At 43.6% G+C, this 12,909-nt stretch carries 16 protein-coding genes; 3 read left to right on the top strand and 13 right to left on the bottom strand.

Annotated features, from left to right (window positions below; translation table 11 throughout):
• Nucleotides 1–88 precede the first annotated feature (88 nt).
• Complete coding sequence (locus AUJ82_06095; GenBank protein OIO59338.1) at nt 89–1,303, top strand: hypothetical protein; 1,215 nt, start codon at nt 89–91, stop codon at nt 1,301–1,303.
• Nucleotides 1,304–1,995: 692 nt separating this feature from the next.
• Entirely contained in the window at nt 1,996–2,673 is a 678-nt protein-coding gene (locus AUJ82_06090) for a hypothetical protein (GenBank protein OIO59337.1), read from the top strand.
• Between the two features lie 19 nt (nt 2,674–2,692).
• Here the strand turns inward: AUJ82_06090 and AUJ82_06085 are convergent, their stop codons facing one another.
• The 13 genes from AUJ82_06085 to AUJ82_06025 all read right to left on the bottom strand — a co-directional run bounded on the left by AUJ82_06085 (nt 2,693) and on the right by AUJ82_06025 (nt 11,430).
• Nucleotides 2,693–3,295 (bottom strand): hypothetical protein, encoded by a 603-nt coding sequence (locus AUJ82_06085; protein ID OIO59336.1) that lies wholly within the window; start codon nt 3,293–3,295, stop codon nt 2,693–2,695.
• Between the two features lie 99 nt (nt 3,296–3,394).
• A complete protein-coding gene (locus tag AUJ82_06080) occupies nt 3,395–3,667 on the bottom strand; it encodes a hypothetical protein (protein ID OIO59335.1) in 273 nt (90 codons plus the stop codon).
• Nucleotides 3,668–3,679: 12 nt separating this feature from the next.
• A complete protein-coding gene (locus tag AUJ82_06075) occupies nt 3,680–4,519 on the bottom strand; it encodes a hypothetical protein (protein OIO59334.1) in 840 nt (279 codons plus the stop codon).
• Nucleotides 4,520–4,529: 10 nt separating this feature from the next.
• Nucleotides 4,530–4,904, bottom strand: coding sequence for a preprotein translocase subunit SecG (locus tag AUJ82_06070; GenBank protein ID OIO59333.1), 375 nt, complete (start codon nt 4,902–4,904; stop codon nt 4,530–4,532).
• Between the two features lie 80 nt (nt 4,905–4,984).
• A complete protein-coding gene (locus AUJ82_06065) occupies nt 4,985–5,614 on the bottom strand; it encodes a hypothetical protein (GenBank protein ID OIO59332.1) in 630 nt (209 codons plus the stop codon).
• Complete coding sequence (locus AUJ82_06060) at nt 5,598–6,473, bottom strand: bifunctional 5,10-methylene-tetrahydrofolate dehydrogenase/5,10-methylene-tetrahydrofolate cyclohydrolase (GenBank protein ID OIO59331.1); 876 nt, start codon at nt 6,471–6,473, stop codon at nt 5,598–5,600. Before AUJ82_06060 ends, AUJ82_06065 begins: the two co-directional genes overlap by 17 nt.
• A gap of 28 nt (nt 6,474–6,501) precedes the next feature.
• Nucleotides 6,502–6,909: a hypothetical protein gene (locus AUJ82_06055; GenBank protein OIO59330.1), complete on the bottom strand. Its 408-nt coding sequence runs from the start codon at nt 6,907–6,909 to the stop codon at nt 6,502–6,504.
• 34 nt (nt 6,910–6,943) lie between these two features.
• Nucleotides 6,944–7,690, bottom strand: coding sequence for a hypothetical protein (locus AUJ82_06050; protein ID OIO59329.1), 747 nt, complete (start codon nt 7,688–7,690; stop codon nt 6,944–6,946).
• Between the two features lie 6 nt (nt 7,691–7,696).
• Nucleotides 7,697–8,533 (bottom strand): hypothetical protein, encoded by an 837-nt coding sequence (locus AUJ82_06045; GenBank protein OIO59422.1) that lies wholly within the window; start codon nt 8,531–8,533, stop codon nt 7,697–7,699.
• A 69-nt stretch (nt 8,534–8,602) separates the two neighbouring features.
• Nucleotides 8,603–9,136, bottom strand: coding sequence for a hypothetical protein (locus AUJ82_06040; protein OIO59328.1), 534 nt, complete (start codon nt 9,134–9,136; stop codon nt 8,603–8,605).
• 128 nt (nt 9,137–9,264) lie between these two features.
• A complete protein-coding gene (locus tag AUJ82_06035; protein ID OIO59327.1) occupies nt 9,265–9,789 on the bottom strand; it encodes a hypothetical protein in 525 nt (174 codons plus the stop codon).
• Nucleotides 9,790–9,806: 17 nt separating this feature from the next.
• The gene (locus AUJ82_06030; protein ID OIO59326.1) at nt 9,807–10,457 is read right to left on the bottom strand and encodes a deoxyribose-phosphate aldolase; all 651 of its coding nucleotides are present in this window, start codon (nt 10,455–10,457) and stop codon (nt 9,807–9,809) included.
• Nucleotides 10,458–10,494: 37 nt separating this feature from the next.
• Nucleotides 10,495–11,430: an NAD-dependent dehydratase gene (locus tag AUJ82_06025; protein OIO59325.1), complete on the bottom strand. Its 936-nt coding sequence runs from the start codon at nt 11,428–11,430 to the stop codon at nt 10,495–10,497.
• Nucleotides 11,431–11,591: 161 nt separating this feature from the next.
• On the opposite strand from AUJ82_06025, the gene AUJ82_06020 reads away from it, so the two are divergent.
• Nucleotides 11,592–12,881 (top strand): amino acid permease, encoded by a 1,290-nt coding sequence (locus tag AUJ82_06020; protein OIO59324.1) that lies wholly within the window; start codon nt 11,592–11,594, stop codon nt 12,879–12,881.
• The last annotated feature ends 28 nt before the right edge of the window (nt 12,882–12,909 follow it).

Raw genomic sequence — 12,909 nt, 5'->3', positions numbered from 1 at the left:
ATTTTCGTTGATCCATTGTAGAGACGAAGTACCATTATAATAGTTTTCTCTTAAATACCAAAACTCTTTTTCAAAAAGGATCACAAAAATGAATAATATAAAAGCTTTTATCCCCTTTCTTTTCATTGCCACGGGCGCGTTTCTGCTAACGCCTGCTTTCGCGGAGGATGTGATCGATATTGGTGCTATTAATCGTGATAACGCTGAGCAAATCCTTCCCATCGAAATCCAAAGCAATGATGCTCAATTAGATAGCCTTCTGCGTATGGCTTTTAGTACGCATGGGGGTTATGCCCTCGTAGCCTCGGGTAAGAGTGCGTTTACCTTTATTTTCGAACGCATCGGCCAGGATGCAGTTAAGGTAACGGTCGAATCAGGTAACCCTAAGCAAACGCTCTATTCACAGGAATTTAATGCAAAAAACTGGCGCCAGGCCGCACTCGCCGCTGCGGACAACGTGGTGGAAAAAACGCTCGGCATTCCGGGTTACTTCTCCGGTAAAATCGCTTTTGTAGGAGAACGTAATGGTGTTACCGAAATTTACACCGGAGATCTCTTCTTTCAGAACATCAAGCAACTCACAAAAGACCGTGCCGAGGTCTCTTTCCCTCGTTTCTCCCCCAATGGCCGTCAGCTTATTTTTACAAGTTACTACAAAAGCGGTTTTCCAGATATCTTTTTAGTAGATCTCGTCACCGGTGAGCGTAAACCATTCGCTACTTACGAGGGTACAAACACGGGTGCCGCATTTAGCCCGGATGGTAAATCTGTTGCCATGATTCTCTCCAGTAGTGGCAATCCGGAATTATACATCTCAGATAACAAGGGCAACGCTCCACGTAGGATTACAAATACAAAAGATCTCGAGGCTTCTCCCACTTGGTCCCCAAGGGGCGATCAAATCATCCTCACTTCAGATCCTTTGGGTAGCCCACAGCTCTACAGGGTTTCTTTGTTCGATGGCAATATGACGCGTATTCAAACAAACATCAGCAGGTACTGCGCCGAGCCCATCTGGAACCCGATCAAAAAAGATCTCATCGCCTTCACAACTGCCATTTTTAAGTCCTTCCAAACCGCAGTCCACGATCTTTCAAAGGGCCAAACAACGGTCATCACTAAGGGAAAAGACGATTTTATCGAACCTTATTGGCTAAACGATGGCCGCCACTTACTCGTCACGCGCCGCGCCGGAAGTATCATGGAACTTAATATCCTCGACTCCCAAACCGGCAAGCTCACCAAACTCCACCCGCGTGACTTCGGCAACGCCCGCATGGGTTCTTACACCTTGGCTCTTTGAGATACCGGCTACAGCCCGTAACGAGATGAGTCGCCAAGAGTTGTCCCGCCACCTTGGCTCTTCGAGATACGGGCATACAGCCCGTAACGAGATCAGAGCCAAGAGTGTCCGCCATAGCCTTGGCGTAGGCGGGCCGAACCGCCAACATCCCAACCAAATCATTACTCACCTTGGCTCTTCGAGATAGGGGCTACAGCCCGTAACGAGATCAGAGCCAAGAGTGTCCGCCATAGCCTTGGCGTAGGCGGGTCGAATCGCCAACATCCCAACCCAATCTATTACTCGCCCTTTATTTGAGTGGGGGTATTACCTAATAAACCACTACGATTAAACCCATTATACCGCCAACATCCCAACCCAATCGATTACTCGCCCTTTATTTGAGTGCGGGCATTACCTAATAAACCACTACGATTAAACCCATTATACCGCCAACATTCCACCCCATTTCAGCGGTAAGTATACCAAAAATTGGCAGATTCCTTATTAAAGGATACGGCTTTATCTTTTAATAAAACACCCCGTTTTTTTGAAAAGTTTGTTTCAGGTGGAACAAACTCGGCCCTTTAATACTAATAAATGCATAGTTTTTCTGCCTGAAATCACTAATTTAATACGAAAAATAAATCATTTTTATGACGAGCATTTCTTTGGTGTCGCCATTTTGTTATGCCTAAATTATGAGAGTTTAAATGGCAATTTTATTTCTAATTTTAAGGGCATTACGCAGCTTTATTTTTGAGGTCTATTTGCAAAATATAGATTTCTGGCTTATTGTGCTCTTAAAAGGAGGAATTATTATGAAATTATTTGAACACAAGTTTCGTTGGCTCACACTAGGTGTCTTTTTAATGTTGTTTTTACCGCAGGGGTACGGTCAATCGGTCATTCAGCATCCTGCTACTGGGGATACTGTTTATGCGCCGGAGGTGGATAGTCGTTTGGCCTTAACAGCTCAGCCTATATCAAGTAATCAAATTTATAAAGTCGTTTTAACGCGTGGATCAGGGGCTCAAAATGCTGCTGTTTGGCTCAGTCTCGGCTATCAATTTGATCGAAACGAAAGTGAGTACAATGATCTCACTATTTTTGTGGATGGGGCTGCTAACCGTGCCGAAATCCTTGTGAAGGGGGATCCCCTTATGTTAAAGGATTCCAATAATATAGCCATCAAGGAGTATGCCTTTGTCTTGGCAATGGATCCCAATGGACCGCCAACGTTTGTCAGTTTGCCTGTTACGCTGCCTTTAAATGGTTCTGCTAGTGTCGTCTTTGAAAATATGCAAGAACCATCACTAAAGGCCACAGTGACGATACAATCGCAATACAAAGACAGCATTTGGTCGCTTTCAATTGTTGACGCTAAGTGATTGCATGATTATCGGGCAATCAGCGCGATAACATCTCATTTAGAGCCAGATAAATCTTGCGGCTTACCCAAGCATCCGTTGCCGCATAACTTATCTGGCTCTCGCTCAATTCACTCTTCGCCCAATTTGAAACTTGCACGTTCTTCGATATTCTGAACTGGAACAGGATCGCCGCCAAGCTTCTTACGCCGGTATTGATCATGCCTAATTCCGTTGCCATATTGCCTATCTCAATAAAGCCTTCTGGTGTAAACTCATGCATCAAGCGTAGTTTTACGATGTCGTCATCAATCGCAACACCCGCTTTAATAATAGACTTGTTGCCTAAAAGATCAAAAATGGGGGCGTGATCCGTCAATTTGCCTAATTGAAATAAATAGACGGTAGATTCGCTTGCTAACTGCAATAGGGAGGGGGGATTGTTTGCCACACCCTTTTTGAACACAGGCTTGCTTTCGGTATCAAATCCCAAAAGGCTTTCCCTTGAAAGCGCTTCCAGAGCATCAATAACAACAACATCACTGTCCACCAGAACAATTTCTCCGGTATAGGCGTTTAGCGGAAGCTTGTTAATATCCTCCTTAGTGATTTTCTTGTTTAAACTGTATATATCTTTGTTCAAAGTGAATGCTTTTTTAATACTAATTAAGCATTTATCATAACTTACTCTTAAGTTTGTTGCAAGATTTAATTTAGTCTAATAAAACTTTCTTGTCGCTTTTTAGAGCTTAAAATGCCGTTTCATCTGGGGTGATTGAGACGCTGCCTCAATGAATTCATCAACATCGAAGTCAGAAACAAGGAAGTCACCGAACTCCAGAGATGGGGTCTTATGCTTGCCTGTCAAGGCTTCCAGGTGCTTCAAGGCCTTTTCGTCCTTACGTACATCAACAATATTCAAAGCGATTTTCTTCTCTTCAAAAAACGCCAACGCATCAGCGCACCACGGACAACCGCTCTTCACATACAGGGTCGGTAAACTATCTTTCTTCATTGTCATAATTCTTTAGTGTATTGAAATATACTGGTCTGCATCGACCATGGGAACCATTTTCCCTAACGCTGCCTCATCAAAATAAGCGGGTTCAATGTGCAGCCCGAGAGCTACGGCCGTCACCTGAAAACGCGTCTTATCACGATTCTCTTCATTCACCAAATCGATCGATTTCACGATCCACTCATCCTCCACCTTCTTAAAATCAATAATTTTAAATGTCTTAGCAATATCACCCTTATCACTAAGAATATCCGCCCGAATCAAAGCCCTATATGAAGAATCAATAGCTAACCTAACCTCCCCCCCCATCAAAAACACCTGCGCCGGCCTCCCCTTAACCCTCTTCCCACCTTCATAAACATAGTCATCCCAGAATATAAACGGCATCAAGAAATCGAAGGCTGTATACTCTAGGCCCGGCATTAGGGGTGTGTTCCAAGCTTCTTTAGGTACGAAAGTAGGCTCTGCTCCATTTCTGGAAACCCAAACGGTAGGTGAAAAGCCATTTTGCAGGAGAAAATCAGTTACATCATCGCTGTTTTCTTCCCATACTCGTACACGTGTCAAGGGGCCAAGCTCATTCCACGTTCCCCACATGATGCCGTAGTAGTATTTATCGGCGCCCCGCCTGGGCATATTTCTTAAATAAAAGCGGAAGGAGTAATCGCCGCTACTCAGCCTCTGGTTTCTGAAATTATCCATGAAGGTTTTTACTTCATGACCTTCCAGTTTAGGGATATCGGGCAAACTTCCTCCTGTAAACCTGTTTTGGGCGGAAGCAGTTGTTGCAAGCCCAACTAAAAACAGTGAGGAAAGAACTAAAACAATTTTTATCGCCTTACCAGGCATCTCCCAGTCCTTACTTTTCAGTAGCTTGGGTTTCTGTTGCGGTACTTTCTGGTAGGGCTGTTAATGTTCCCGGAGCTGTCTTATCAAGATGCTCTTCTATGGCGAACTCAGGTAGCAACGGCCCGCTTGTATTGTTTTGCATATTTGCCATATGGGCTAAATAAAGGCCGAAACATAATACAAAGAAAGCAACCATGAAGTAAATTGTCCAGCGAGTCAGTATATTTCCGGACTCAGCTCCAAATGCGGATTCTGCTGCTCCACCACCTAGGGAAGCACCCATGCCACTATTTGCGCTAGCGCGCTGCATTAACACCAATATGACAATCATGCCACTTAGCAAAACTAACAATACGGTAAAGAAACCGATTAAAAAACTTAACATATCTTTCGTTCGAATTTAAAAGCCAAATGCTATTCTAATTAAAGCGGTTGTTCAAGTAGAAATTTAACTTTATCTGCGCTCTATTTTCTTTGCAGATCGGCATCATCACTTGGTGTATCTTCAATGACTACTGTTCTAGCCAAATAATCATGACCAGCTCTTCTTTCACGTGTAAAGAGATAGATGGCATAGCTAGCCAGCAATACAGGGAACAGTGTCAATAATGCCATTGTTTTGAGACCCGAACGCAAAAATGTGTCAAAAAAGGAAGGAGGATTCATTGTTTTTAGCGATATGACCCGTAATGAGAAAATTTTCTTACCCAGAGAGCCACCTTTCATCAACAGTTCGCTGAGCGCAAAATAGAACCAGAACATCATAATGACAAAACCTTGCATGAATTGAACCATTTCTTGCGCTTGTGAAGTAAGTTTGATATTGCTTGCGGCAAATCGACTGGCTTCTCCAGCTGCAACTTTGTCATTAAATTGTTCCAGAGCTTTTTGAAATTCCTGAAATTCGCTAGCATAGTGCTCGGGAATAATAAATACCCAAAGAAGCGTTACGGTGAGCATGGCGATTAAAAGTACGTCTAAAACGAATGCAATGAAACGTAAACGCCTGCTTCCCAGTTTGTACTGTTTCTCCATTTCAAATGTGGTGGCAGCAGCAGCCTTAAGTGTATCTAGATAACTATCTTTCTCTTCCATGGTAATAAGCTTTTAAAGTATTTTTCATCAACATAGCGACGGTCATAGGGCCCACTCCCTTTGGAACGGGTGTTATTTTAGCTACTTTGGGAGCGACATTTTTAAAATCAACGTCACCAGTAAGATAGTACCCTGACTTTCTTGAAGTATCAGGAATGCGATTGACACCTACATCAATCACGACAGCTCCTTCTTTAACCATATCAGCAGTCACAAAATTAGGTTTTCCCATGGCAGCTATTAGGATATCAGCCCTCAATGTATGGTCTTTTAAGTTCTTAGTCTTGGAATGACAGACGGTTACGGTAGCGTTGCCCATGCTGCTTTTTTGTAAAAACAGGAGCGCTAACGGCTTTCCTACAATCAAACTTCTACCGATAATGACAACATGCTTGCCTTCTATATCAGTACCTGTCTGTTTAAGCATTTCCAGTATGCCGGCGGGTGTACAGGCGACAAATCCACTTGGATCTTCTTGACAAACTTTACCCACGTTCATGGGGTGGAACCCATCAACATCTTTTAATGGCGAAACTCGGGAGAAGACTGCCTTCTCATCTATATGAGAAGGTAGGGGACTTTGTACTAGAATGCCGTCCAGGGTTGCATCTGCGTTTAAGTTGTCGATTATATCAAAAAGCTCTTGTTGGGTGATTGTTTCGGGAAGCTCCAATAAACGGCTTTCTATGCCCACCTCTTTAGCTTTCATTTGTTTTTTAAGCACATAGGAGACGGATGCGGCGTCATGCCCCACTCTAATGAATGCTACGCTAGGCTTTCTGCCATTTATTTCAGAAACGGCCTGCTTAACATCTTCTAATATCTGCGAAGCAATCGCGTTACCATCTATTACGGACATACACAATTATAGTTATAGGGTAGGGTAGTTATTGTAATTGTATGGATGTGGCATGAATCGTGTAAAATGGTCCAAATCGGTTTGGTTCCGCTGTTCCGTAAATACGTACAGATTTGTCAAGAAAGTCGGCTATGTTGCCTGTTAGCGCGCGTGGGCCTACTTCAATGATTCCAATTTCCTCCCCTTTGCTGTTTTCTAATATATAGCTTTTATTATTAGTAAAAAAGTTGGTTTTCATGATCAGTTTACCTTCAAAAAACTGAGGCATGAGATCATCCATCTTATCGAGCCTTTTTTCAACGACATCAGGTTTGTTGAGCACCTCAGTAGGGTTGAGCTGCGCTTCTTGTGTCTGGGCACTTAGGGCAACATCGGCAGCTAACCCGATATTGAGTGCAAAAAGAAGGGAAATTGCGGCTACAAAATAATGTTTCATGGTTTTCTTATATATCAAGGCTGATCAACTATTGCTAGTTTTTAAACAATAAATCAATTTCCTGTTTTTTTAATTGTTTAAAAGACCCTTTTGCAAGGCCCTTCAGGATAAGGCTACCGATTTGAAAACGATGTAATTTTATGACATTATACCCAAAACGCTCAAATAACCGCCGTATCTCACGCTTATGCCCTTGGTCTAAGTGGATGTCTAGCCGCTGACTGGCTTTGGGGCCAGCTTTGGCAAGGATAAGCCTTTTAGCGTATAAATGCTCCCCATCGTCATGTATTCCCTTCAATATCTTTGGAATAATTCTTTCATCCAAAGGTTTATCAAGCATTACACGATAACGCTTCACTATGCCCTTAGAGGGGTGCATTATCTTATTTGCCATTGCTCCATCATTGGTTAAAACAACCAACCCCTCGCTATCCTTATCAAGGCGACCAGCGCAGATCAGTTTTGTCTTAGCAAGTTCTTTAGGCAGTAAATTAAAGATAGTACTTTCATGATAAGGATCGCTATGCGAGCATATATAACCCTTGGGTTTAAAAAGTATAAAAACCATCGGCTCTTTGGGATGCCCCTTGGATAATGCTTTGCCGCGGACGACAATCATATCTCTTGCGGGATCCACCTTTTGGCCGAGTTCGGCAATCTTTCCATTTACCCTCACTAAACCGTCTTTGATCAACATTTCTGCTTCGCGACGGGAGCATACTGCATTGTCCGCGATGACTTTTTGCAAACGTATTTCCCTGATTTCACCCTTTGTGCTCATATTCTCTTAATAACCTATAATTTGTATTTTATTCCGCTTGGCCTCTTCTATAACCCTTAATTTATCCAGTACTATGACCTTACCTGCTTCCAGCGCTGCGGTTTTGATTCCGCTTTCAATCATTGTCTCAACTGTGCGCAAGCCAAACACCGGTACATCAAACCGATAGTCCTGTTTGTCTTTAACTGTTTTTACAAAAATAGCATTTTTGCCACCAAACTCTCCGGCACGCTTGAGCATGTGATCTGTGCCTTCAAATGCCTCAGCGGCGAGTACTACGCCATTGCGTACAACAACCCCTTGGCCTACATCCAAGCGTGCAATTTCCTTAGCGATTGTAATCCCATGATTCAGATAGACTTCGGAGGCGCGCATTCGGCCACCCGTCATTACGCCTTTTTCAGCTAGTTGGTCGTCTAAAAAAGCTCGTGCATCCAGTTGTATAATCCCTGTTTTTTGGATTTCGTTTGCAATGGCACCAAAGATCGTTTCAGCATTTTTTTCACGTAAACTTGCTAGAATACGGATTGCCTTAAGATCAGGGTATAGCCCTTTAAATAAACGCTTAGGGGTTACCTGGCCTACCATCATGGTATAGCCTGCTTCAAATTCTTTTAGCGCTTTGAGCATTTTGCCAAGTTGCCCAACTTTGATTAGGACTCTATCCTTTTCAGGGAAGCTGGTAAAGAGCTCTGGGCAAGTCTCCCCCTCAAAGGCAATGATCTTAACCGGGATCCTTTTTTGCCGGATACGGTTAATCGTCATGACGGGGTATTTGTCCTTGCCCGCAATGACAGCAATGGGCCGTGTGGCGTCAAAAGTAGCGTCTACAAACTGTGTCATTGCTTCAGGCATACAGAGAAATATTAATCGCCTAATGAGCCAAAGACAAGCTCGCGTTGGCTGGAATGATTAAAAATTGTAATTGAAGCGTAATCCGTATGTTTTATTTTCTGCGGCAAATAAAGACACCTCAATACCTGTTTTTTCATAGGGTCTTGTAAATAAATAGGCACTTACTATCCCCAGAACCGCACCCGCCATAACATCGGTTACGTGGTGCTTTCTTGCCTGAATTCGGCTCCAGCCGACAAACATAGCTGCGGCATAGGCTGGGGCACCATAGTTCCAGCCATAGCGTTTTTGAATGAAAGCAGCCCCTGTAAAAGCAGCGCTCGTATGGCCAGATGGGAAAGAATGTTTGCCACCATTGGGACGTGGACGGTTTATGTAAGACTTCATTGCCCAAGTAGTTACAATGGAGGTGGCGAATGAACCGCCGTATTGCCAAAGCCCTTCGGTATCCTGTTTAGCAAGGATCATCCATGCTCCAAAAGCGGGAACGGCGTATTGTAACAGGTCTCCTGCCTTTTCAAGGCTTTGATCTGCTTTTAGAGAAGAAAATAGTATCAAACTACTGATGGTAAGAATAGCAAAGCGTTTCATATATGGTTTTTTTTAGTTAAAACCAATAGCCTATGGCTTTCTTCCTAGGGGTCAATGAAAGAAACGAGGGAAATTAGATTAAGATTTTATCCTGTTTCTCTATGGAGGACAGACGTTATTGATGTCGTTTATAAGCTTTTGGCTTTTTTATTATTTTTGAAGTGATTTTCTCTACAACAACCGATGACGAAAAGAACGATGGAATAATAGCAATTGATGTTATTTGCAAAATATATAATAAAACAGGAAGCTACTACTGTTAAGGCGATAACAAAGATAAAGAACAACTTGAAGAGATTTCCATAATGCCAAGCCCTTTCCCTTTCCTTATCATTAAAATTCTCAATAAGCCACATTTCCTTAGCGTCAAAGGCTTTTTTTTCAACAGTTTTTAATCCCTCTTCTGCATATTCAGTTAATGCTCTGTTGCGTAGATCAAGCAGCCAAAAGAAAAAGGTAATACCTGAAATTAAACACAAAAAAATTATGATTAAAAGGTGGTTTGGTGCTTCCTTGGAATAAAAAACTCCAACAGCGCCAACACTTGCGGTAAGCAAGACTAAGTAGTAACGAATACACTTAAGTCTTTGTTCGGCGTGGTACTTGAAGAGCTCGAGTCCATATTCTATAGCACAACATAATTTATCTTTCATAGCTGTATCCTCTGTTTTTAAGAAATAATTGCTATACTTGATGAAGCGCCGATTCGGGTTGCTCCGGCTTCAATCATTGCTATAGCAGTTTGTTTGTCTTTGATTCCCCCAGAAGCCTTAACCCCCATAGTCGAAGAAATAGAGTGTCTCATTATTACAACGGCTTCTGTGCTTGCGCCCGCTTTGCTGAACCCAGTTGACGTCTTAACAAAATGAGCACCCGCTTTTTCACTGGCTTGGCATGCTTTGATAATCTCTTCTTTTGTGAGTAAACATGTTTCGAGAATTACTTTTACGCATTTGCCCTTTACGGCTTCAACGACTTGATGAATCTCGCCTATAATAGAGCTCCAATCCCCTTCTTTTACTAATCCGATGTTTATAACCATATCGAATTCATCTGCACCAAGATCAAAAGTTTGCTTTGCTTCATCAGCTTTGGTTTTTGAAAGGTTGCACCCTAATGGGAAGCCAATGACCGTACAAACTTGAATAGGAGATTTTTCGAGTCTTTTATAAACGAATGGCACCCAAAAAGGGTTCACGCAAACGGAATGAAAATTATATTGAACAGATTCATCGCATAGTTTTGCTATGTCAATCGAAGTTGCTTCAGGGGCTAAATTGGTGTGATCAATATAGTGAGCCAGTGCCAGTGCTTTATGCATAAGATATAATGGTAATAAACTGCAATACAACCGTATGCTATCGCTCGATGATAGATCGGAAGAAAGGGATGGTTTTAGTTAGGCCTTCTGTGAGGTCTATTTTGGGTTCCCAGGCGTAGTGTTGGCGGGCGAGGGTGATGTCTGGGCGCCTTTGTTTGGGGTCGTCTTCAGGTAAAGGTTCGTGGGTGATTTGGGATTTGCTTTTGGTGAGAGCTATCACCTTTTGAGCTAGTTCCAGAATAGTAAACTCGTGAGGGTTTCCTATGTTGACCGGTCCAGTAAAGGAATCATGATTCATGCAGCGGAGCATGCCGTCAATTAAGTCGTCTACAAAGCAGAATGAGCGTGTTTGTGATCCGTCTCCGTAAATTGTTATGTCTTCATTGCGTAAAGCCTGAACAATGAAGTTGGAAACGACTCGCCCGTCATCAGGGAGCATTCTAGGGCCATAGGTATTAAATATGCGCATGACACGGATATCAACGTTGTTAGAGCGGTGGTAGTCAAAGAAAAGAGCCTCTGCGCAACGCTTGCCCTCGTCGTAGCAGGAACGTTTGCCAATAGGGTTAACATTACCCCAGTAGGCTTCGTTTTGTGGGTGGACTGCTGGGTCTCCGTAAACCTCGGAAGTAGAGGCCTGTAATATCCTGGCATTGATTCGTTTGGCTAGCCCTAAGCAATTAATGGCTCCAATAACTGAAGTTTTGATCGTTTTAATGGGGTTGTACTGGTAGTGGACAGGCGATGCCGGGCAGGCGAGGTTGTAAATCTGGTCTACTTCAAGTTTAAAAGGGTCCACAACATCGTGACGGAAGAATTCGAAACGCGGGTTGCTGAGTAAGTGATATATGTTACTTTTCCTGCCAGTAAAGAGGTTGTCCATGCAAATGACTTCATTTCCTTCGCTTAGAAGACGCTCACACAAGTGGCTCCCCAAGAAGCCTGCTCCGCCGGTAACTAAAATACGCTGCATATAATATGTAATAGGTTATTTGAGGATGCTCAGCAACAGCCTAGTGTAGTGATTAGGAAAAGTAAATTGTAAACGAATGGGGGCTAGAGTGGTAGTATGCATTTTAAGGTAGCAGTTTTTGTTGAAAATGGTATTGTCGCTGTACGTAATGTGGATTTGATATGAGCGGTAATAAAATAGGGTTTTGGGCGGTGTTTGCGTTGGTGACAGGAAGCCAGATTGGTACAGGTGTGTTTATGCTTCCCGCGAGCCTTGCGCCTTATGGGGGTTATAGCTTGGCAGGTTGGGTGATATCTGGTTGTGGTGCTGTGGTGCTGGCATTGGTTTTTGGCCTGTTGTGTGCTCGCTTTCCGCAGACTGGGGGGCCTCACGTTTATGTAAGCCAGGCCTTTGGGCCTGTGGCAGCCTTCTTTACTGGTTGGACCTATTGGGTGATTTCTTGGGTGAGCACAACGGCGGTTGTTGTTACGGCTATTGGTTCGCTAAGCCCCTTTCTAGGCGGCTTGAGTAGTACGTATTACCTGTTGCTAGAGATTGTACTCCTCTTTACCATTACCGTCTTGAATTTAAAAGGCGTGAAGACCGCTGGGGGGGCTGAAATCTTTCTGACGTTGCTAAAGTTTGTACCATTATTAATCATACCCTTGGCTGCCTTGGCCTTTTTTGATGCGGGGAATATGGTAGTGGAGCCCCAAGTGGCTAGTTTGCCGATGTCTACACTGCTGGGGCAAGTGGCATTGCTTACGTTGTGGGGCTTTATTGGGGTGGAGTCTGCGACCGCGCCAGCGGGAGCGGTGGAGAACGCTTCCAAGACTATTCCGCGGGCGATTATAATGGGTACGATATGTGTGGCTTTATTGTACCTGATTAACAGCGTGGGCATTATGGGACTGATCCCGGGGGGCGAGTTGGTGCATTCTAAAGCGCCTTATGTGGATGCGGTGCAGCGTATGTTTGGCGGGAACTGGCATTTTGGGATTGCTATTATTGCTTCTATTGTGTGTATCGGGACGTTGAATGCGTGGATGCTGACCAGTGGCCAGATCGTTCTGGGACTGGCTCAGGACGGGTTGATGCCGAAGTTTTTTGGTAAGAGAAATGAGAATGACGCGCCTGTTGTGGGAATCATTGTCAGTTGCCTGGGGATCACTCCCCTATTGGTTTTGACGGCGAATGAGAGTATAGCGCAGCAGGTGACCGCGATTATTGACTTTTCAGTGACAGCGTTCCTGTTTGTCTATTTGGCCTGTGCTGTGGCGCTCTTGCGGGTGCTCTTCAGGGAGAGAGGGAAGTATTTCCTGTTGCAGGTCTTTTTGGGTTCTGTTGCTGTAAGTTATTGCGGTTGGGTGATTTACGAAACTTCAGTCAAGACGCTTTTGATTGCGAGTTTCTTTGTAGTGAGTGGGGTACCCGTGTATTTGATGTGGTATAAAAGGCGCCGGAAAGCTTGATGTTTCTAGCTTTTGATTGGTTTTTATT

This window comes from Verrucomicrobia bacterium CG1_02_43_26 (assembly GCA_001872735.1).
In the GTDB taxonomy this organism is placed as follows: Bacteria; Verrucomicrobiota; Verrucomicrobiia; order Opitutales; family CG1-02-43-26; genus CG1-02-43-26.
Note: the sequence above shows the minus strand (reverse complement) of the source record. Positions and strands in the feature narration are given on the sequence as shown.

Excerpts from the sequence above, each read along its gene's own strand:
- AUJ82_06045 (OIO59422.1), bottom strand. The coding sequence starts at position 8,533 with ATGACACAGTTTGTAGACGCTACTTTTGACGCCACACGGCCCATTGCT.
- AUJ82_06080 (OIO59335.1), bottom strand. The coding sequence starts at position 3,667 with ATGAAGAAAGATAGTTTACCGACCCTGTATGTGAAGAGCGGTTGTCCG.
- AUJ82_06070 (OIO59333.1), bottom strand. The coding sequence starts at position 4,904 with ATGTTAAGTTTTTTAATCGGTTTCTTTACCGTATTGTTAGTTTTGCTA.
- AUJ82_06030 (OIO59326.1), bottom strand. The coding sequence starts at position 10,457 with ATGCATAAAGCACTGGCACTGGCTCACTATATTGATCACACCAATTTA.
- AUJ82_06020 (OIO59324.1), top strand. The coding sequence starts at position 11,592 with ATGAGCGGTAATAAAATAGGGTTTTGGGCGGTGTTTGCGTTGGTGACA.
- AUJ82_06050 (OIO59329.1), bottom strand. The coding sequence starts at position 7,690 with ATGAGCACAAAGGGTGAAATCAGGGAAATACGTTTGCAAAAAGTCATC.
- AUJ82_06040 (OIO59328.1), bottom strand. The coding sequence starts at position 9,136 with ATGAAACGCTTTGCTATTCTTACCATCAGTAGTTTGATACTATTTTCT.
- AUJ82_06065 (OIO59332.1), bottom strand. The coding sequence starts at position 5,614 with ATGGAAGAGAAAGATAGTTATCTAGATACACTTAAGGCTGCTGCTGCC.
- AUJ82_06060 (OIO59331.1), bottom strand. The coding sequence starts at position 6,473 with ATGTCCGTAATAGATGGTAACGCGATTGCTTCGCAGATATTAGAAGAT.
- AUJ82_06035 (OIO59327.1), bottom strand. The coding sequence starts at position 9,789 with ATGAAAGATAAATTATGTTGTGCTATAGAATATGGACTCGAGCTCTTC.
- AUJ82_06095 (OIO59338.1), top strand. The coding sequence starts at position 89 with ATGAATAATATAAAAGCTTTTATCCCCTTTCTTTTCATTGCCACGGGC.
- AUJ82_06025 (OIO59325.1), bottom strand. The coding sequence starts at position 11,430 with ATGCAGCGTATTTTAGTTACCGGCGGAGCAGGCTTCTTGGGGAGCCAC.
- AUJ82_06075 (OIO59334.1), bottom strand. The coding sequence starts at position 4,519 with ATGCCTGGTAAGGCGATAAAAATTGTTTTAGTTCTTTCCTCACTGTTT.
- AUJ82_06055 (OIO59330.1), bottom strand. The coding sequence starts at position 6,909 with ATGAAACATTATTTTGTAGCCGCAATTTCCCTTCTTTTTGCACTCAAT.
- AUJ82_06090 (OIO59337.1), top strand. The coding sequence starts at position 1,996 with ATGGCAATTTTATTTCTAATTTTAAGGGCATTACGCAGCTTTATTTTT.